At 36.9% G+C, this 19,074-nt stretch carries 15 protein-coding genes; 3 read left to right on the top strand and 12 right to left on the bottom strand.

Annotation, left to right across the window (positions count from 1 at the left end; all coding sequences use genetic code 11):
• Positions 1–144 precede the first annotated feature (144 nt).
• The 3 genes from MNO09_RS04625 to MNO09_RS04615 form a co-directional block, all read right to left on the bottom strand.
• A complete protein-coding gene (locus tag MNO09_RS04625) occupies positions 145–1,929 on the bottom strand; it encodes an acyl-CoA dehydrogenase FadE (protein WP_241950093.1) in 1,785 nt (594 codons plus the stop codon).
• Positions 1,930–2,314: 385 nt separating this feature from the next.
• Positions 2,315–3,487 carry an acetyl-CoA C-acetyltransferase gene (locus tag MNO09_RS04620; protein WP_001206340.1) on the bottom strand — a complete coding sequence of 391 codons (1,173 nt, stop codon included), beginning with the start codon at positions 3,485–3,487 and terminating at the stop codon, positions 2,315–2,317.
• 21 nt (positions 3,488–3,508) lie between these two features.
• Positions 3,509–5,890, bottom strand: coding sequence for a 3-hydroxyacyl-CoA dehydrogenase/enoyl-CoA hydratase family protein (locus MNO09_RS04615; protein ID WP_000486365.1), 2,382 nt, complete (start codon positions 5,888–5,890; stop codon positions 3,509–3,511).
• Between the two features lie 237 nt (positions 5,891–6,127).
• Between MNO09_RS04615 and MNO09_RS04610 the strand changes: the two genes are divergently transcribed.
• Both MNO09_RS04610 and MNO09_RS04605 read left to right on the top strand, forming a co-directional pair.
• Positions 6,128–6,274, top strand: a complete 147-nt coding sequence (locus tag MNO09_RS04610; protein ID WP_001096343.1) for a YuzL family protein — start codon at positions 6,128–6,130, stop codon at positions 6,272–6,274.
• Between the two features lie 97 nt (positions 6,275–6,371).
• Positions 6,372–7,211, top strand: a complete 840-nt coding sequence (locus MNO09_RS04605) for a D-alanyl-D-alanine carboxypeptidase family protein (RefSeq protein WP_000831457.1) — start codon at positions 6,372–6,374, stop codon at positions 7,209–7,211.
• Between the two features lie 22 nt (positions 7,212–7,233).
• On the opposite strand, the gene MNO09_RS04600 is transcribed toward MNO09_RS04605, so the two are convergent.
• From MNO09_RS04600 to MNO09_RS04580, 5 genes are all read right to left on the bottom strand, one after another.
• The gene (locus tag MNO09_RS04600; RefSeq protein ID WP_000436767.1) at positions 7,234–8,151 is read right to left on the bottom strand and encodes a proline dehydrogenase family protein; all 918 of its coding nucleotides are present in this window, start codon (positions 8,149–8,151) and stop codon (positions 7,234–7,236) included.
• 311 nt (positions 8,152–8,462) lie between these two features.
• Positions 8,463–8,708 carry a YusU family protein gene (locus MNO09_RS04595; protein WP_001290592.1) on the bottom strand — a complete coding sequence of 82 codons (246 nt, stop codon included), beginning with the start codon at positions 8,706–8,708 and terminating at the stop codon, positions 8,463–8,465.
• A gap of 48 nt (positions 8,709–8,756) precedes the next feature.
• Entirely contained in the window at positions 8,757–9,059 is a 303-nt protein-coding gene (locus MNO09_RS04590; protein ID WP_001018862.1) for an MTH1187 family thiamine-binding protein, read from the bottom strand.
• A gap of 77 nt (positions 9,060–9,136) precedes the next feature.
• The gene (locus MNO09_RS04585) at positions 9,137–11,137 is read right to left on the bottom strand and encodes a methyl-accepting chemotaxis protein (protein WP_088107454.1); all 2,001 of its coding nucleotides are present in this window, start codon (positions 11,135–11,137) and stop codon (positions 9,137–9,139) included.
• A gap of 158 nt (positions 11,138–11,295) precedes the next feature.
• Positions 11,296–12,426, bottom strand: a complete 1,131-nt coding sequence (locus tag MNO09_RS04580; RefSeq protein WP_088107455.1) for an RNA-guided endonuclease InsQ/TnpB family protein — start codon at positions 12,424–12,426, stop codon at positions 11,296–11,298.
• Between the two features lie 815 nt (positions 12,427–13,241).
• Here MNO09_RS04580 and MNO09_RS04575 point away from each other — a divergent pair.
• Complete coding sequence (locus MNO09_RS04575; protein WP_000939484.1) at positions 13,242–14,000, top strand: TrmB family transcriptional regulator; 759 nt, start codon at positions 13,242–13,244, stop codon at positions 13,998–14,000.
• Positions 14,001–14,031: 31 nt separating this feature from the next.
• On the opposite strand, the gene MNO09_RS04570 is transcribed toward MNO09_RS04575, so the two are convergent.
• The 4 genes from MNO09_RS04570 to MNO09_RS04555 form a co-directional block, all read right to left on the bottom strand.
• Complete coding sequence (locus MNO09_RS04570; RefSeq protein WP_088107456.1) at positions 14,032–15,915, bottom strand: thioester domain-containing protein; 1,884 nt, start codon at positions 15,913–15,915, stop codon at positions 14,032–14,034.
• 259 nt (positions 15,916–16,174) lie between these two features.
• A complete protein-coding gene (locus MNO09_RS04565) occupies positions 16,175–16,345 on the bottom strand; it encodes a hypothetical protein (protein ID WP_000971476.1) in 171 nt (56 codons plus the stop codon).
• Between the two features lie 79 nt (positions 16,346–16,424).
• Positions 16,425–17,609 (bottom strand): MFS transporter, encoded by a 1,185-nt coding sequence (locus MNO09_RS04560; protein ID WP_116480673.1) that lies wholly within the window; start codon positions 17,607–17,609, stop codon positions 16,425–16,427.
• 109 nt (positions 17,610–17,718) lie between these two features.
• Positions 17,719–19,032, bottom strand: coding sequence for an APC family permease (locus MNO09_RS04555; protein ID WP_000546333.1), 1,314 nt, complete (start codon positions 19,030–19,032; stop codon positions 17,719–17,721).
• Positions 19,033–19,074 lie beyond the last annotated feature (42 nt).

Below are 19,074 nucleotides of genomic sequence, written 5' to 3'. Positions count from 1 at the left end.
CAGCTCCCTTTCCGAATAAAACTAATGCTATTAGTTTTATTATACTAATGGCATTAGTTTTATGACACTAAAATTTTCATTTTTGCAAAAAAAAAAAAAAAAAAGAACAGTAGCCGTTTATACGACTACTGTTCTTTACAGCTATTAAACTGTGTAACGCTCATCTTCTAAAATTTTCGCAGCAATTTCACGTTTCTTCGGAATTACGTTAAGTGGTGTGTGGCGAGTTAATTTACGTAATGATGATAACATCATGCGTAGCATGTCGCCGTTTTCAACTGCGATAAGTGTTTCTTTCGCATCTGCTTCGATTTCGTTGAATGCTTCTTGACAGAATACTTCAGTGTATAACACTTTTTGTTTATTCTTTTCAAGACCAGTTGTTTTAATTGCTTTTTCTGTACGAAGAACAGCTGACTCCATTGCGTATAGGTTGCTTACGATGTCAGCGATATTCACAAGAATTTCTTGCTCTTTATCTAATGCTTTACCGTATTTTTGAGCAGCTAATCCAGCTACCATTAAGCCGATTTTCTTCGCGTTAGTTACTAAATATTTTTGAAGTGCTAATGGCTCATCGCCTACTTCTTCTGGCATCATCATCATTAACTCTTCTTGTAATTTTTGTGCTTTTTGAAGAAGTGGTAATTCACCTTTCATCGCTTTACGTAAGAACGTACCTGGTACGATTAGGCGGTTAATTTCGTTCGTTCCTTCGAAAATACGGTTAATGCGAGAATCGCGGTACATTCTTTCAATCTCGTACTCTGCCATAAATCCGTAACCACCATGAATTTGAACACCTTCATCTACTGTATAATCTAGTACTTCAGAACCGAATACTTTATTTAAAGAGCACTCGATTGCATATTCAGCGATAGAAGCTGCTACTGCTTTACCGTCCTTTACTTCCTCTTCAGATAATGTGCTCATGCGGCTTTCGAATAAACCTACTGTACGGTATACAGAGCTTTCAGCTGCATATGTTTTCGCTGCCATGTTCGCAAGTTTCTCTTGAATTAATGGGAATCGAGCGATTGGTTGTTTGAACTGTTGACGTTGGTTTGCATATTGTGCTGAAATTTCTACTGCACGTTTCGCAGATCCAACTGTACCAACACCTAATTTATAACGGCCGATATTTAAAATGTTGAACGCGATAATATGACCTTTACCGATTTCACCAAGTAAGTTTTCTTTCGGTACTAATGCATCTTCTAAAATTAACGTACGAGTTGAAGAACATTTAATACCCATTTTCTTTTCTTCTGGGCTTGTAGATACGCCAGCATATTCTTTCTCTACGATAAATGCTGAGAAGTGCTCTCCATCAATTTTTGCGTATACGATAAATACGTCAGCGAATGCAGAGTTTGTAATCCATTGTTTTTCACCATTTAATACGTAATGTGTACCTTCTACATTTAAACGTGCAGTTGTTTTCGCACCTAATGCATCAGACCCTGAACCTGGCTCTGTTAATGCGTATGCCGCTAATTTTTCACCAGTTGCAAGTAATGGTAAATACTTTTTCTTTTGCTCTTCGTTACCGAATAATACGATTGGTAAAGATCCGATACCTACGTGAGCACCGTGAGTAATTGCAAAACCACCAGCGCGAGAGAATTTCTCTGCGATTAACGCTGAGCTTACTTTATCAAGGCCAATTCCGCCGTACTCTTCTGGTACGTCAGCGCCTAATAAACCAAGTTCCCCAGCTTCTTTTAAAAGACGAACAGAACGATCAAACTCGTGTTGCTCTAAATATTCAAGCTCTGGAAGAACTTCATTTACGATAAAGTCCTCTGTCGTTTTTGCAATCATTTTATGCTCAGATGAAAAATCCTCTGGCGTAAACACTTGATCAATCGTAATCTCATCAACTAAAAAGCTACCGCCTTTAACCGCATTTCCTACTGTTTTTTCCATGAAAATTTCCTCCTTCATATTTTCATAAGCCGCTCCTTTCTTTTTGAAAGAAGCTGGCTCTCAATTTTATTTTTTATAAACCTTTGTTGCTTCCATTCTTTGCTTTAGCGTCGTCTCGTTCTTAGCAAGCCACTTCCACTTTTTATAATCTAGTTCCAGCGGCTAGAATGTTCGGTGGCTTCGCTTCTTCCTGCGAGGCAAAGAACGCCTCTACGTCTGAAGCTCCATCCCACTCACATTCTGAGCGAGCCGCTTCCACTTTTTTTCATAATCCAGTTCCAGCGGCTAGAACAGTCGGTCGTTTCACCCCTTCCTGTGAGGCAAAAAGCGCCTCTTCGTCAGGGCTTCCAACGCCCTCCTGTTCTGAGCAAGCCACTTCCACTTTTTATAGTAATTCAAACACTCCCGCTGCTCCCATTCCGCCGCCGATACACATTGTTACGATACCGAATTGTTGGTTGCGGCGTTTCATTTCGTGAATAAGAGATAGTGTTAGTTTTGCTCCTGTACAGCCAAGTGGATGTCCAAGTGCGATTGCACCGCCGTTTACGTTTACTTTTTCTTCATCTAAACCAAGCTCACGAATAACTTGGATCGATTGAGAAGCGAATGCTTCATTTAGTTCGAATAAGCCAATATCAGATAGCTCTAAACCAGCTAATTTTAACGCCTTTGGAATTGCAGCAATTGGGCCGATTCCCATTACTTCTGGTGGTACGCCAGCTACTGCAAATGAACGGAATTTCGCAAGTGGCTTCATGCCATCACTCACTGCTTTTTCACGATCCATTAATAGTACAGATGCTGCACCGTCACTCATTTGTGAAGAGTTACCAGCTGTTACAGAACCGCGAACGTTAAATGCTGGACGTAATTTACCTAAAATGTCTAGCGACGTTTCTGCTCTTACACCTTCGTCTTGTGCGAAAATGATTGTTTCTTCTTGCAGTTTATTGTTTGATCCAACAGTACGTAACGTTACATCTACAGATACTGTTTCATCAGCGAAGTTACCTGCAGCTAATGCTTTCGCAGCACGTTGATGACTTCTTACTGCAAATGCATCTTGTTCTTCACGAGAAATTCCATATTTCACAGCAACTTGCTCTGCTGTATGGCCCATACCCATATAATATTCTGGAGCTGCTTCTACAAGGCGACTATTCGGACGAACAACGTGTCCCATCATCGGAACTAAACTCATTGATTCCGCTCCGCCTGATAATACAGCTTCCGAGTGACCAAGCATAATGCGCTCTGCTCCGTAAGCGATACTTTGTAAACCTGAAGAACAGTAACGGTTAATTGTAATAGCTGGAACATCGTAAGAAAGTCCTGCTAGTCCGCCGATATTACGAGCCATATTTAACCCTTGCTCTGCTTCTGGCATTGCACAACCGAAAATTAAATCGTCGATTGGTCCTTCATAATTCGCACGCTTTAACGTTTCCTTTACTACTAACGCCCCTAGATCGTCAGGACGAACTGTTTTTAATGAACCCCTCTTTGCTTTTCCAATTGGTGTTCTTGCTCCCGCAACAATGACAGCTTCTCTCATGAACGATATCTCCCCTCGTTATTAGTTACGTAATGGCTTTCCTTTTACAAGCATGTGCTGCATTCTTGCTTGTGATTTCATCTCACTTACTAAGCTAATAAATGCTTCACGTTCTACATCTAATAAATACTGCTCATCAACTTCTGTTCCGTACGGTACTTTTCCGCCCGCAATGACATATGCAAGTTTCTTCGCAATGTGAAGATCATGTTCAGAAATGTAACCTGATAAATGCATTGCTTCTGCACCAAGTACAAGAGTTGCATATCCTGTTTCACCAACAACTGGTATCTTTTTACGGATTGGTGCTTTATAGCCAGCTTCATATAAAGCAAGTGCTTTTTGTTTCGCATCATATAGTAAGTGATCACCATTCACACTAATACCGTCTTTATCGCCTAAGAAGTTGTTCGATACAGCTTCTTGTGCTGATGTAGAAACTTTCGCCATCGCTACAGATTCGAATACTTTATTCGCAACTTTTTGCAGATCAAACTCTACACCGTTTGGCATTTTATTTAAGTGTTTAATGTATAGCTCTTTATTACCGCCTCCGCCAGGGATTAAGCCAACACCAACTTCTACTAAGCCCATATACGTTTCACTAGAAGCTTGAATGCTCGCTGCTGGTAAACAAACTTCTGTACCTCCGCCAAGCGTCATACCATATGGTGCTGCTACAACTGGCTTAGAAGAATATTTAATTTTCGTCATTGCATCTTGGAAGTTTTTCACAACCAACTCAATTTCAAAGTAGTTGTCATCTTGTGCTTCCATTAAGATCATTGCTAAGTTCGCACCAACGCAGAAGTTCTTCGATTGGTTACCGATAACAAGACCTTTATAATTCTTTTCTACTTCATCAACAGCGTAGTTAATCATTTGCGTAATATCCATACCGATTGCATTGCTCTTCGAATGGAATTCTAAGCAAAGGATACCGTCGCCTAAATCGATTAAGCTCGCTCCGCTATTTTTCTTTAATACGCCATTTTTCGCTTTTAATTGTTTAAGAGAAATTGCCTTTTTATTACGTTCGATTAGCTTATATTCGCCATTATCGTAATAGTAGCTATCTCCATTATCATGTTTGTAGAAAGTAGTGAAACCTTTCTCTAACATTTCTTTCACCCAAGTCGGAACAACTACGCCGTTTTCTTCCATCTTTTGAACGGACTTTTCAACGCCAATTGCATCCCAAACTTCAAATGGTCCTTGCTCCCATCCGAAGCCCCACTTCATCGCTTGGTCAATTGCAACGATATCGTCAGCAATTTCTTTATGAAGTTTTGCAGAGTATAAAAGAGTTGGTGTGATGATGTTCCATAACAACTCTCCTGCGCGGTCTTTCGCGTATACAAGCGCTTTCAATTTATTCGATAAACCTTTTTCTTGTTTACTTAACTCGATAGATGCAGCTTTTAATTTTTTGCGAGCTTCGTATTCCATCGTTTCAGGATTTAGTTCTAAAATTTCTTTTCCTTGTTTTAAGAAGAAGCCTTGACCTGTTTTACTTCCAAGCCATTTTTTATCAAGCATGTCATGCATGAAAGCTGGTACTTTAAATACATCACGCTCTTCTTCTTGTACGTTTTCATATACGTTATTTGCAACGTGTACGAATGTATCTAACCCAACAACATCTAATGTACGGAACGTTGCGCTCTTCGGACGACCAATAAGTGGGCCTGTTACAGAATCAACTTCCCCAATGCTATAGCCGCGTTTTATCATCTCTTGAAGAGTTACTAATAAACCGTACGTACCGATGCGGTTTCCAATAAAGTTTGGTGTGTCTTTTGCGATAACAACGCCTTTTCCAAGAACGTCTTCGCCAAATAGTTTCATGAAGCTTAATACTTGTGGATCAGTTTCTTTCGTCGGTATTACCTCTAGAAGTTTTAAATATCGTGGTGGGTTAAAAAAGTGTGTGCCTAAGAAGTGCTTCTGGAAGTCGTCTGAACGACCTTCTGCCATTTTTTCTACTGAAATGCCTGACGTATTCGAGCTTACAATAGAACCCGGTTTACGAACAGCATCTACTTTTTCAAATAGTTTCTTTTTAATATCTAAGTTTTCAACTACTACTTCAATAATCCAATCTACATCAGCTAGACGCTCAAGATCATCTTCTAAGTTACCTGCTTCAATCAGTGCTAAATTTCCTTTCACTGTCAGAGGAGCTGGTTTTTGCTTTAATAGTTTTTGCACAGCCGTATTACTAAAACGATTTCTCACACTTTTATGTTCTAATGTAAGTCCCTTCGCTTCCTCTTCTTTTGTTAGCGCAGGTGGTACAATATCAAGCAATAATGTCGGAATACCAATATTAGCTAAGTGTGCCGCAATCCCTGAACCCATTACGCCTGAACCTAGAACAGCAGCCTTTTTAATTTGGAACATCCAATTCTCCCCCTATTCTTGAATGAATGCTCATTCAATTTTTCGACATAAGTCGCAATCAATGAGTGAGCCTCTACTAATAAATATATGATACAGTTTGAATTTTCGCAATATATTTATTGATAAAATTTTCTGAAATAAATATTTTTCTTTTATTTGCCCATGCTATATATATGTATTTTCTTCACTCAAATACACTTTTCCTTTTTATAATCTGACGAAAATGGAGGAATATATATGGCAAAACTTAAGAAGAACCCTTCAAAAGCTGGAATTAGCGCAGCAAGCGTATCTGGAAATGCAGGTCCGCATAATCACGGTGTGGAAAAGGGCCGTCAAGGTAATAACCAACAATATAAGAAGCATAATATGGGCGAAAAATAACGGTATATTTTTGGGCAGAAAACGTGGCATAATGGGTAATGGCTGCTTTTTCTGCCCAATTTATTTGTACATATGGAAAACAAAAGAGGGAACGATGATGAAACGAACAATAGTTATGATTGTAATGATTGCTACACTATTTACAGGGATGATTTTCTTCTCTTATGCACAAAGGCAACAAGCTGTAAGAGCGGATCAACCTAACATTACTGGGCAATACGCCATTACAATTGATGCAGACACAGGTGAAATTTTGTATGGAAAGCGGGAAGACGAACGCTCTTATCCGGCTAGTATAGGGAAAATGATGACTACCTTACTCTTACTAGAGAATGTAAAAGAAAATGAAGAAATTACAGTTACAGAGAACGCAATTAAAACAGAAAGTCAAAGTAAGAAAATTAAACTTCGTGCTGGGGAAAAGTTAAAGCGGGATGAGGCATTAAAGCTTATGCTTATCATTAGTGCAGACCCAATCGCTGAATCCATCGCAGAACATATCGCAGGATCAAAAAATGAATTTGTAAAAATGATGAATGCTAGAGCGAAGGAACTTGGTACAAAACATGCGACTTTCAAAAACGCAAGTGGCGCTGATGCACTCGGAAATAAAGTATCACCATATGACATTGCTATGATTACGAAAGAAGCATTAAAGTACCCAGTTGTTTTAGAATATATGAATTCAACACGTACAACTCTACATACTTCAGAACGCTCTCCAAACATCGCAAACTATGGACGAGAAGAACTATATGACGATCCATATGCAATTGGAAGTAAAAGCGGTCTATCAGCACTCGGAAAATATACGGTCGTAACAGTGGATGAAAAAGACGGTAAACGCGTCATTAATGTTGTATTATCTTCTACTCGCACACAACTATATCCTGATACGAAAAAAATGGCTCATTACGCATTTCAGCAATTAAAATAACCAAGGAGTATTTTCTCCTTGGTTATTTTTTAACCATACCTTTTAACACGAACGCAACGTTTGCTGGACGTTCTGCTAGACGACGCATGAAGTAGCCATACCAGTCGTTTCCATAAGGCACATAAACACGCATTTTGTAACCTTCTTTTACTAGCTCAAGTTGACGCTCATTACGAATACCATATAACATCTGGAATTCAAATTGGTCTCTTGGAATGTTGTGTTCTTCGGCAAGTTTTTTCGTATATTCAATAATCGCTTCGTCATGTGAAGCAATTGCAGTATAATTTCCATTTAATAAGTGCATTTTAATAATTTTTTTATAGTTATCATCTACATCTTTCTTATCCGGGAACGCTACCTCTTCAGGCTCTTTATAAGCTCCTTTTACAAGACGTAAATTCGGACTATAAGCATTTAATTCTTCCATATCTTTTTCTGTACGATATAAGTAAGCTTGAATAACTGTACCAATATTATCGTATTCAGATTTTAATTGTTTAAAGATCTCAATTGTTTTCCCGCAGCGCGTATAGTCTTCCATATCAATTGTAATAAACACACCATTTTCTTTTCCAGCTTCTAAAATACGGCGCATATTGTTCATTACGATTTCATCAGAGATATCTAATCCCATAGAAGTCATCTTTAAAGAAAGCTGCGAATTAAGACCTTCTCTTCCAATTGCACGAATCGCTTCAATCGATTCGCTAGCCATTTCATTTGCTTCCGCTTCGTTATCAACGAATTCACCTAAATAATCGATCGTTACACAAAGACCTTGCTTATTTAATGCTTTAATTGCAGCTGTCGCTAATTCAATCGTTTCCCCTGCGACGAAGCGACCTGCACCAAAGCGCAAACCATACTTTTTAGCCAGTTTTGTTAGCGCTTTATTTTTTGACAAGAAAAGAAACGAATTTCGCATTAATTGTTCCATGTAATTCACCCCTATGACTGTGATTTATCTGTTTTTTACCCCTCTTCAAAATTATATCACTGTTTAAAATTATTGGATACAAATAATTATTTTGATAATTTATAAAATACTATAAAAACATTTAAAAACCTATATTCTCGCTTATAAATATGCAGGAAATATTTTTCGACATTTAGAAAAAACGAGTTTACTAGGCACAAAATAAGCATGCCGAAAAATATTCGACATGCTTATAAAACCCTTTACATTCCATGTAAATTATATGAGGATATTAATACAGAAAACTTGATGTAACATTACCTCAAGCCTTCTCACTGCTCATTTCGCTTCTCTTCATTCAGCTTTTTAATATCTGTAATTAACTGTACCATCTCTTCTTTTGCATCAGGATACGTCTCATTCCAGTGCTTCACTAAAGCCGGCATCGTCTTTGCAATATAAGAATACAGGGCCCACTTCTGCACCTGTTCTTTTCTCTCTTCATTGCTCTCTCCCAGTAATAGTTCCGTGTATTTCTCTAGTAACCCGTCAAATTGTTCGTTAAACTTTTCACTCATCTTATTTACCTCCTATATGAAAAAAGCAGCGAAGATCGCTGCTTTTTCTTATAATTTTGATCGAACAGAGTTTAATTTTTTCTCCATTGTGCTTACTTTATCACGACGATCATCGATACGAATTGTTGTTGCAACGCGCTGTGCACCTTTCGTATATGGAACTTCATGCATTTGTTGAATTACTTCTAGAATGACAGGAAGATCTCCTTCAATTACTGTATTCATTGGTGTTAATTGATACTTCACGCGATCTGCATTTTTCTCTAGCACCTTTTGTACTTCTGCTACATATTCACTAACACTTGGATTACCAGTTCCTACTGGAATAATCGATACGTCAACAATTGCCATAGTAGTCTTCCTCCTATAATTGCTTCTTATATATCCATTGTCTATTTTACCGAAATACTCATCATTTTACTAATTTGTTATTCCTCTATTTTAAACTGCTCAACCAATCTTTCTAAGTCTCTCATATGCTCCGTCAAACTTTCCATCGTATGAGCTACCTTTTCTAGATGACTCACTTGAGATTCAGTTGCAGCATTTACTTCTTCCGAAACAGCTGCGCTTTCTTGACTTGTACTAGCAATTGTATGCATTACTGCTGTAATTTCTCCTTGCTCGTAACCGATGTTATGTACCTCTTCTACAATTTGTTCCACTGAAGTACTAATCGTATTTACAACTGACATAATTGTGCGGAATTCCGTTTCTGCCTCTGTCGTAACTTTATTTTGTATATCCGCGATATCTTTTAATTTACTTACAACTTCTACAACTCGTCTTACCTCTACTTGTACATCACCAATCATCGTTGCGATTTCTCCTGTCGCCTCTTTCGATTGTTCCGCTAACTTTCGAACTTCTTCAGCAACAACAGCAAAGCCTTTACCTTGTTCCCCTGCACGTGCCGCCTCAATTGAAGCATTTAAAGCAAGTAAATTCGTTTGATCCGAAATACCTTTTATAAGCTCTACAACATTTTGAATCGATCCAACTCTTTGCTCTAACTTTCCGGATGCTTCCTCTGTATGAACAACAATCGAAGATGATTGGCCCCTTGTACGAACTAAATTACGCATCGTATTTAATCCTTGCTTAGATGCCTCTTCAGCTTTGCCAGCCACACCTTTTATTTCACCAACCGAATTATTCATTTGTTCCACTGACTGCGCCATATTCTCGAGTTGCTCTGAAACTTCATCTACACTATTAGCAAGAGTGGACGCTCCTCCGCTCACATCATCCATTGCACCTGATACTTCTCTACTAGCTGCTACAGTTTCATTCGTTAAATAATGTAGATTATTCGTTGATTGTTGCACTGTTGATACACTATTTTTAATTTTACTTACCATTTCATTCATTTGCTCAACCATATGATTAAAATGATTTGTCAGCTCTCCAACTTCATCCTTACTTGTCACTTTCATTTGCAACGTTAAATCACCTTCTGCTACTTTTTGAACGTGATTCGTTAATAGTTGCAGCGGTCTTGCTAATCTTCGTGAGAACAAGTATGAAGCTGCGATTCCAACTAATAAGCTAATACAAGCCATTATAATGACTGTATTTCTCGTACTATTTAATAGCCCATCAATCGTTTCTTTCGGATAAAAAATTCCTATTTTCCATTTCATCAAATCAAATGACTGACTATAAACAACTACATCTTCACCCTTTAATGTAGTGACAGCATATTTTGTTACCTCTTTATTTAAACTCTTCACAAGTGGCTCTTTCGAAACATCTTTCCCTATTTTCTCTGGATAAACGAGAGCCATATTTTTATCATTTATAATAAACATTTCTCCGCCATTATTGTATTGAATATTATGAAGTAACTTCTGAATTGTTCCAAGTGATACATCCATCGCAACAACACCTAATACAGATCCATCTTGAGCTGTAATTGCTTTAGAAACTCCCACGCTTAACTTACCTGTTGCAATTTCATACATAGGTTGTCCCCAGTGAACCTTTTTCACATCAGCTTCTGAATCTTTATACCATGGTCTTGTCGTTGGATCATATCCTTCTGGCACTTGTCCACCTTCAGCAAGATTGGCACTTAATGTTTTTTTATCTTTCGTACCAATATATAAGTCTAAAATGCCAGGATGATTCTTTTTGTACTCCGAAAACTCTTTCGTCAAAAAGGGTTCTTCTTCTGGAGTAACTCCGTCTTGAAGTATATTACGAACCATCTCACTGTTCGCATAATATCCCATATCTTCATCCGTTCTTTGAACAAATGTCGTAAGTTGCTCTGTCACAAGATCCATCGTATTTTGAGAATACTGGTCTAAGGAGCGCACTTCCTTCTCTTTCTGTAATTGATACATAGCTGTACCTAATATTACGAACATCATAGAAATAAGTACCGAAAATACTACCGCAATTTTTAAACGTAAACTTCTTAACATCTTCCCCCAAGCACTCCGATACGATAAACTTAACTAAATCTATACAATTCAATCAAATTTACACAAGTTAGTGCTTCATCGTGTTCTCGCAGCCCCAAAGGGACGAGGGGTATAACACTCCACACGAGGCAGTATCGTTACCTCCTATTATCAAGCATTTATTTTACCCATCTTGATAAATTTATCGAAGCATTTACATCCCTATCGTGGTGGCTATTGCACCCAACACAACGCCACTCACGTATTTTTAAACTCCACTGTCCTTCTGGTTGAACTGAATGGTCGTATTTTACTCCGCAACATGAGCAAATCTTGCTTGAGGCGAACCATTTATCAGCTTTTACATACTCAATGCCATACTTCTCGCACTTGTATGATAAACATTGAAAGAAGAAGTGTAATTTTTGAAATGAAAATGCTTTCGATAGTTTTTTGTTTTTTAACAGGTTTGAGATAGGTAAGTCTTCCACAACGATCCTCATTGGTTTGGTTTTCACCAAGTTAGCTGTTGCTTGATGGATATGGTTATTTCGGATATTCGTAATTTTCCTACATAACCGCAGGTGCTCAGTTTTAGCTTTTTCATATCCGGCAGACTGAATTTTTACACCTTTTTTAAATCTCCTAGACATATCTCTTTGTGCTGACTTTTTCCTTTTCAAAAGTTTTTTAACCTTAGCATCTTTGTTTATATTTCGTTCTTTCGTACCATTAGAAGCTACAAACAGTTCTTTTAAACCAACATCCACACCAAGCGACTCATTGGTTAGTTCTTTGGATTCAAAATCTTCTTGGAATCCTACACTAATCCACCAATGACGACCATCAAATGTAACTCTTGGATTGGATGGTTTTTTGTTTCTTGGTAGTTGTTGGCTTGTTTTCACTTCTCCAATAGACTGAATATGAACTACTTTCTTTCCTATAATCAGTCTTTCATAATTGGCATAAAATCCTTGAATTAAATCTTTTTTGGATTTATAAGAAGTGTGATAACCATTTTTGTACTTTTTGAACGAATGTTTTCTCGCCGTATCAAAATCTTTTGAAGCCTGTTTGGGAACTTGTGCGTTGATGTCATTTAACCACTCATATCTCTTTCGCTTCTTGATCTTTGTAAATCGTTTCTGTAAAGCTAACTGTGAAACAGATTTTCCAAATAGCTTATAATATCTATCACTCATTCTTTTACAATAGTTATAAGCGAATCTTGCAGCACCAGCATGGTTTCTAAGCACTTTTTCTTGTTCAGGCGTTGGAATTAGTCTGACTTTCTTCGCCAATATCATCAGAATTTAACTCCTTTTAATGAAAGATTTGTTCTTCTGAATAGTAGCGTGTTCCACCAGCATTCTCCTTAGACTACTCGGATGCAAACCTGTTAATTCTGATACTTGACTAACTCGTGAAAATTTCATTATTATTCTCACCCCATTGAACCTAACACAGCACGTATGTTCGATATTTTCAATGGAGTTTGATAGATTCAATAAAATTTATCTTGTTCAACTAAGGGCGCAATTCCTTAGCCAGTTCTCTTATGAACTTCTCATGTTTTCACATGAGCGCAGACTATATGTTTATCTACTTAAAGATAGAGGATTTTTCCACCACCATAGGCTTGTGATGTACTCTCGTCAGTTATACGAGATAGTCGTTGAACGTTCATCTTATCCATTTTGACTTAGATGATTCGAGGCGGAAGACCCATTGTTCTAGTGTTTAGGATTTAACCTTGCACGATCTGATTGATTTTTTCTGCTTTCGCGACATTCACGCTCACCATTTCTGGCCACGTTGTAGTTCAATCAGCTTTAGGGATTGCCCGCAGTTAACCCTCACTACTAGCCAATCACTTGACTAGCAGGGCTTACTGATATATTTAATTAACTTTAGTTATAATTGGTTAAATAAATCGTAACAGTTAATTACCCTTCACGTTGTAATATACTTATATTAATCACTATATTAAGTATAATGGATTAATTGAAAAAATTGAAACTAATTCTAATTTCAATCTGATTAGAAAACCTACTACCACTTGTGCAAAAACAAATAGTTCATTATCCTTAAACTATATAATCTCATTCGTTCGGAGGGAACTATGTTACAAAAATTCGGTTTCTCACAATATGAAAGCCAAGCTTATGAAGTTGTCGTATCAAGCAACGAACCACTAGATGCTACAACGATTGTGAAGCACTCTGGTGTTCCAAAAGCAAAAATATATGAAGTGCTAGCACGCCTGATCGATAAAGGGATGGTAATGGATTCTGTTTCAGAAAAGAAAAAGCTGTATACAGCATTACCACTTAAGCTAGCAATTGAAAAATTAACGACAGAATTCCAATCAAATATTAAAGAATTGGAAACAAATCTATCGAAAAAATCATTTACAGATGACCGTGTGTGGAGCTTAAAAATGCAATCTTCTATTCGAGTTCAAAGTAAAGAACTCATCGAAAGTGCAAAAGAATCGATTCGTATTTCAGCTTGGAATGATACTCTTTTAGAATACCTTCCTTTACTAGAACAAAAAGAAAAACAAGGCGTCAAACTCGAGTCCCTTATAGTTGGAAAGGTAGAAACAGACTTAGAAAACATGCATTTTCTAATCCCAACAGAAGAACCTAACGCATTAGAGCGCTACTTGCTACTCATCGTTGACGACCGCGAAATTTTATTTGCTGGTGTAGAGCAAGAGTCATGGCAAGCGATGAAAACAATGTCACAACCTTTCGTAAAGTTCTTTACAGAATTTTTCTATCACGACGTTGCACTTGCAAAAATTACAGAAAAGCACCTGGATCTCTTCATGCAAGATGAGGAAATTAAAAGTTTGTTGAGGAAGTTGAGATACTAAAAAAAACGCCTCTATTACAAGGCGTTTTTTTCTACATTTCTTTTCTATTTTTCATCCTTAACACATAAGCACCAGCAATAATAAAACCAATTCCTAAAACGAATAAAGCCGTAAATTCATTGCCAACGCCGCCAGTAGCTGGTAAACGCATTTCATTATGAATATTAGGTTGTTGTACCGGCTTCACATCAGCGGAGGGTTTCACTTCTCCACTCGGTGTTGGCTTATTTGGCTTAGAAGGAAGTGATGCCTTTTCTTCTTTCTTATTTTTCACAATATGTTTAATAATTTCTCCATCTTCTTTTATTTCAAATGCGAATGTCTCTTCATTTATTACATACCCATTCGGCGCTATTGTTTCTTTATACGTGTACTTTCCGTATGGTAGTTTAAATTTCGCTACACCTTTTTCATCCGTTTTCCCTTTTACTACTTCTTTCCCTTGTTCGTTGTAGATTGTAAACTCTGCATTTGGCAGTTTCGTATTCCCATTCGCTATATCTACTTTCGTTATTTCTAATTTACCTTCTACTTTCTTATCTTGAACGATATGTTTAATAATTTCGCCATCCTCTTTTATTTCAAATGAGAACGTCTCTTCATTTATTACATATCCATTTGGTGCTATTGTTTCTTTATACGTGTACTTTCCGTACGGTAGTTTGAATTTCGCTATACCTTGCTCATTTGTTTTCCCTTTTACTACTTCTTTCCCTTGTTCGTTGTAGATTGTAAATTCTGCATTTGGTAACTTCGTATTCCCATCCGCTATATCTACTTTCGTTATTTCTAGTTCCCCTTTTATATTTTCATTTTTCAACTCTAATACAGCAGTTTCACCAGTTTTCACTTCAATTTTTTTAGTACTTCCGTCTAACACATATCCAGCTGGCGCTTGAATTTCTTTGACGCTATATATACCGATTGGAAGATTCCCTAGCTCAGCAATCCCCTTATCATTAGTCGTAACATTTTGTTTAAAGTTTTCATTAGAAACTTCAAACACAGCCCCTTTTAATAATTCCTTTTTTTCTCCTAATTTCATAATCTTTAAAGAGCCTACTGATTCCCAATTTACAACTAAATCTGTACTGATTTTCTCACTATTTCTTTGTAACAATACTGTTGTATTTTGAACTTTTTCCGAGCCTTTAAAAGCTATTGCTTGTAAATTTGTTAAAGTAGACTTCACTTTCATTTTAAAATTACCGCTACTCGTATCTTTCGGGATTAATATTTTAAATTTTTCGTTAATTGATAATATACTTTTCTCTTCTCCATTTTCATTTACAATTCGAATCCCTTTAGGAGCATTTTCAGGAAGAATTGTATAAGAGCCAGAAACCGCATTTGTTTGCACTGCATAAAATCCTGTTTCTAAATAATCACCTTTTTGTGTAGCAGTTTGTGGATCTACAGGATTAACTTTTAAAAATACATCTTGTGATCCTGTTTCTTGTTTTGAAGCCTCTACTAAACGCTTCATAAGATTATGTACTCGTTCATTTTTTGCAACTAAATCTTCTACCGTTAATTCATTTGCTGCAATCCATACCGCTAATTGTGTAGCATAATGTGCTTCTTCTACTGTCGCTACCCCTAATTCTGATGGGCTTTTTTGAGGATACCCATTTAATAAAACACGATATATGGCATCAGATGTTTTCCCCATTTCAGGCAAATCATCCCCATTTGGAGAACGCAAATCAGGCGTTAAACAATACGCAATACTACCCGAAGCCGTTTTAATTATTTCTGTTTTTATTTCACGATGTTTCGAATTACTATAACTCCAATCCATTTTATATGTTTCTCTGTTCATTACCTCTGCCTTTACTTGTGGCATTGCAATTCCTAATAAAATAATAAGAGCACTTAAAAAACTAAACCATTTTCCTACCATCTTTCGTTTCATTTTCTCCACCACCATATATAAATTTCCACATGAAGCAATCTTACTGTTTCATTGTACTTATAGTGAAAAAAAGAGAATAGGTGGTTTTTTTGTAGTATCTTGTCGAATTGTTGAGAAAGTTTCAAAGTAATAAGCAACCTTTACATTATTTGCTCTCATGCTGCTATTGACAAATGAATATTACATATTTAAAAATAATAAAAAGGCACTTTATAAGTGCTTTTTTACTTACCAGAAACAGATTTCAAACGAATACATGTTACTTATCTTTTTCTTTTATCTCCATCAACAGCTCAATAATTTTCTCATTTTGCTCCACTTGTTTCTCAGAATTTTGATAGATGACACGAATCCATCCTAATACAAAAACAACTACAACTATCGGTAATAGTGCAAGTATTATACCGAATATCGAGAAATTAAACATCATTTACCCATCACCTCGCTACATACAAATTCTCCACCTTTCTACTAAAACCTGCAATTTTTTACAAATAAAAAAGAACCTATCAAACGATAGATTCTTCTTTTGCAAACTGAGTAGAACGTCCTCTCGTAATAGAGAAAATCGCACAAAGCAGCGCTAATATAATAAAGCCACCGCCTACCCAAGCGTTATATATAACAGATGATTTTTCAATAACAACTCCGCCTACTGTTGAACCGAGTGCAATTCCTAAGTGAAGGGCAGAATTATTTAAACTTTGCTGAATACCAGCCGATTCTGGCGCAATTTCAATTAAATAACTTTGTTGCGCTGGTGAAATAGCCCAGCTCAGCATACTCCAAAGTCCCATCATAATAATGAACAGCGGGAATGAGAATGTCATCATTGGCAATATGAAGATTGCACACGCAAATACGATAATAATTGAGATAATACTTTTCTTCGATCCCCATTTATCAGCAAGCAAGCCCCCAAGGCCGCCTCCAAGTACCGCTGCAATTCCGAAAATGAAGTAAAATACACTAATCCAATCCGCTTCAACATGCATGACATCTTTTAAGAAAGGTGTTAAATATGCATATAGTGTTAAATGACCCGTTAAAAATAAAAATGATGTTAACTGTGCACTTACGATTTTCTTATCTTTTAACGTAGCAATTTGTTCTCTTATTGATAACACTGATGTCGGTGGTACTTTCGTTAAGAATAATGAAATACAAGCGATTGCTATAACTGTTAATACCGAAATTAATACAAATGGTGCACGCCATCCATATGCATTTCCGAGTACAAGTCCAAGTGGTACTCCAAGTACAAGTGATCCACTAATCCCCATGAAAATGATTCCAATGGCACGCGCACGAAAATGCGGTTCTACAACACTAGAAGCAAGTGTTACTGACAGTGCAATAATAAGTGAACCACTCGCTGCACAAACAACCCTTGAGAACATTAACATCCCGTAATTCACACTAAATGCTGAAATAATATTTCCGATTAAGAAAATTGATAATGCCCCAATGTATAATCTTTTTCTTTCAAATTTTCCAGTTACCGCTAATAAAACCGGACCTGATAAAGCAAATACTACTGAAAATATTGTTATAAGCTGACCAGCTGCACTAATAGATACTCCTAAATCATTGGCAACTAGATCGAGCGTTCCTCCTATAATTAGCTCAACCGTTCCGACTACGAAAGCCGCGATAGCTAAAATATACACACGAAAATTCAAGTCTTTCCCCACGCTTTCTTTTTTGGTTACTACGACTATAGTAACCAAAAAAGAAATTGAAAACAAGTACAATTTTTTTACAATAAAAAAACAGGCGTATCATACGCCTGCCTTCTAATTATTAAACACTAGTTTTGTTCTTCTTATTTAAATACCAATATACCGGTAGTCCAGTAAAGACAATTCCAATTGATAAGAAACAACTTACCGGATCATTAATAATCGCACTTCCAAGTACAAACAATGATCCTAAAATCGCAATGATTGGTACAATCGGGAATAACGGTACACTGTATGCACGCTCTTTATTCTTGTTACGTTTTCTTAAAATGAAGACACCAATAAACGTCATTACATAGAAAATATAAATAATGAATACGGAAATCTCAGATAGCTTATTCGGATCACTAATAATCATTAAAATAATTCCTAAAATGATTTCAACAGTAATCGCATTTGCTGGTGTTTTAAATCTTGGACTTTCCTTTGCGATAAACTTAGCAAACGGAAGGTGTCCACGCTCTGCCATCGACATCGGAATACGTGGGAACGTTAAAATCTTTCCATTTAAACAACCGAAAATAGAAACGATAATACCGATACTAATGATTTTCCCGCCATATTCTCCAAGTAGCATGCCCGCAGCTGTCGCTGTTGCATTCTCTCCAAGGTCTACAATTTGCGTTGCTGGTAATACATTTAGTAACGCTAAGTTAATTGATACGTAAGCAGCCGTTACAATTAAAATCCCAACTGTCATCGCTTTCGGTAATAACTTTGTTGGGTTCTTCATTTCTCCGCCAATTGAAGCAAGTAGAATCCAGCCGTCATAAGCAAATAACGTTGCTAAAATTGCCATACCGATACTTTGATTTTCTGATATCGGCACAACTACATTAAAGATATCGCTATTCCCTTTCCAAAAACCTAGCACAACAATTAATACAATCGGAATCATCTTCCCAATTGTCGTAACCGTTTGGACGATACCTCCATATTTTGTTCCCATACTATTTACAACGCCAAGGAACACAACTGTTCCAATAGCAATTGGTAAATTCCATACTTTATCTAAATAGAAAAAATTAATCATTAAAGAACTAAAATACAAGCCTAATGTTCCAATAATAGCTGGTCCATAAACAATTGTTTGCATCCAGCCTGATAAATATCCCCAAAAACTTCCGTAAATCTCCTCTAAATACGTATACAACCCACCATTTTTCGGGATTTGCGCTCCAATTTCGGCTACTGTTAAACCACTGGCTAGCGTCAATAGTCCACCAATTACCCAAGCAAGAATCGCCATATTAGAACTCCCTGAGTAATCTAATACGCTCCCTGGTTTCATAAACACACCAGATCCAATAATCGTTCCTACTACGATAGAAAGTGCTACTGTTAAACCAATTTTGTTCTTCTCATCATGATGCATGCTGCGTATCCTCCTTCCAATTCTAGTGTGATGCAAAAATGA

It is taken from the genome of Bacillus sp. N5-665, assembly GCF_022637375.2.
Classification (GTDB): Bacteria; Bacillota; Bacilli; order Bacillales; family Bacillaceae_G; genus Bacillus_A; species Bacillus_A wiedmannii.
This window is presented reverse-complemented; position numbering and strand designations above follow the sequence as displayed.

Bases quoted from the DNA above. Each gene is read 5' to 3' on its own strand.
- MNO09_RS04625 (WP_241950093.1), bottom strand. From the start codon at position 1,929: ATGGAAAAAACAGTAGGAAATGCGGTTAAAGGCGGTAGCTTTTTAGTT.
- MNO09_RS04620 (WP_001206340.1), bottom strand. From the start codon at position 3,487: ATGAGAGAAGCTGTCATTGTTGCGGGAGCAAGAACACCAATTGGAAAA.
- MNO09_RS04615 (WP_000486365.1), bottom strand. From the start codon at position 5,890: ATGTTCCAAATTAAAAAGGCTGCTGTTCTAGGTTCAGGCGTAATGGGT.
- MNO09_RS04610 (WP_001096343.1), top strand. From the start codon at position 6,128: ATGGCAAAACTTAAGAAGAACCCTTCAAAAGCTGGAATTAGCGCAGCA.
- MNO09_RS04605 (WP_000831457.1), top strand. From the start codon at position 6,372: ATGAAACGAACAATAGTTATGATTGTAATGATTGCTACACTATTTACA.
- MNO09_RS04600 (WP_000436767.1), bottom strand. From the start codon at position 8,151: ATGGAACAATTAATGCGAAATTCGTTTCTTTTCTTGTCAAAAAATAAA.
- MNO09_RS04595 (WP_001290592.1), bottom strand. From the start codon at position 8,708: ATGAGTGAAAAGTTTAACGAACAATTTGACGGGTTACTAGAGAAATAC.
- MNO09_RS04590 (WP_001018862.1), bottom strand. From the start codon at position 9,059: ATGGCAATTGTTGACGTATCGATTATTCCAGTAGGAACTGGTAATCCA.
- MNO09_RS04585 (WP_088107454.1), bottom strand. From the start codon at position 11,137: ATGTTAAGAAGTTTACGTTTAAAAATTGCGGTAGTATTTTCGGTACTT.
- MNO09_RS04580 (WP_088107455.1), bottom strand. From the start codon at position 12,426: ATGATATTGGCGAAGAAAGTCAGACTAATTCCAACGCCTGAACAAGAA.
- MNO09_RS04575 (WP_000939484.1), top strand. From the start codon at position 13,242: ATGTTACAAAAATTCGGTTTCTCACAATATGAAAGCCAAGCTTATGAA.
- MNO09_RS04570 (WP_088107456.1), bottom strand. From the start codon at position 15,915: ATGAAACGAAAGATGGTAGGAAAATGGTTTAGTTTTTTAAGTGCTCTT.
- MNO09_RS04565 (WP_000971476.1), bottom strand. From the start codon at position 16,345: ATGATGTTTAATTTCTCGATATTCGGTATAATACTTGCACTATTACCG.
- MNO09_RS04555 (WP_000546333.1), bottom strand. From the start codon at position 19,032: ATGCATCATGATGAGAAGAACAAAATTGGTTTAACAGTAGCACTTTCT.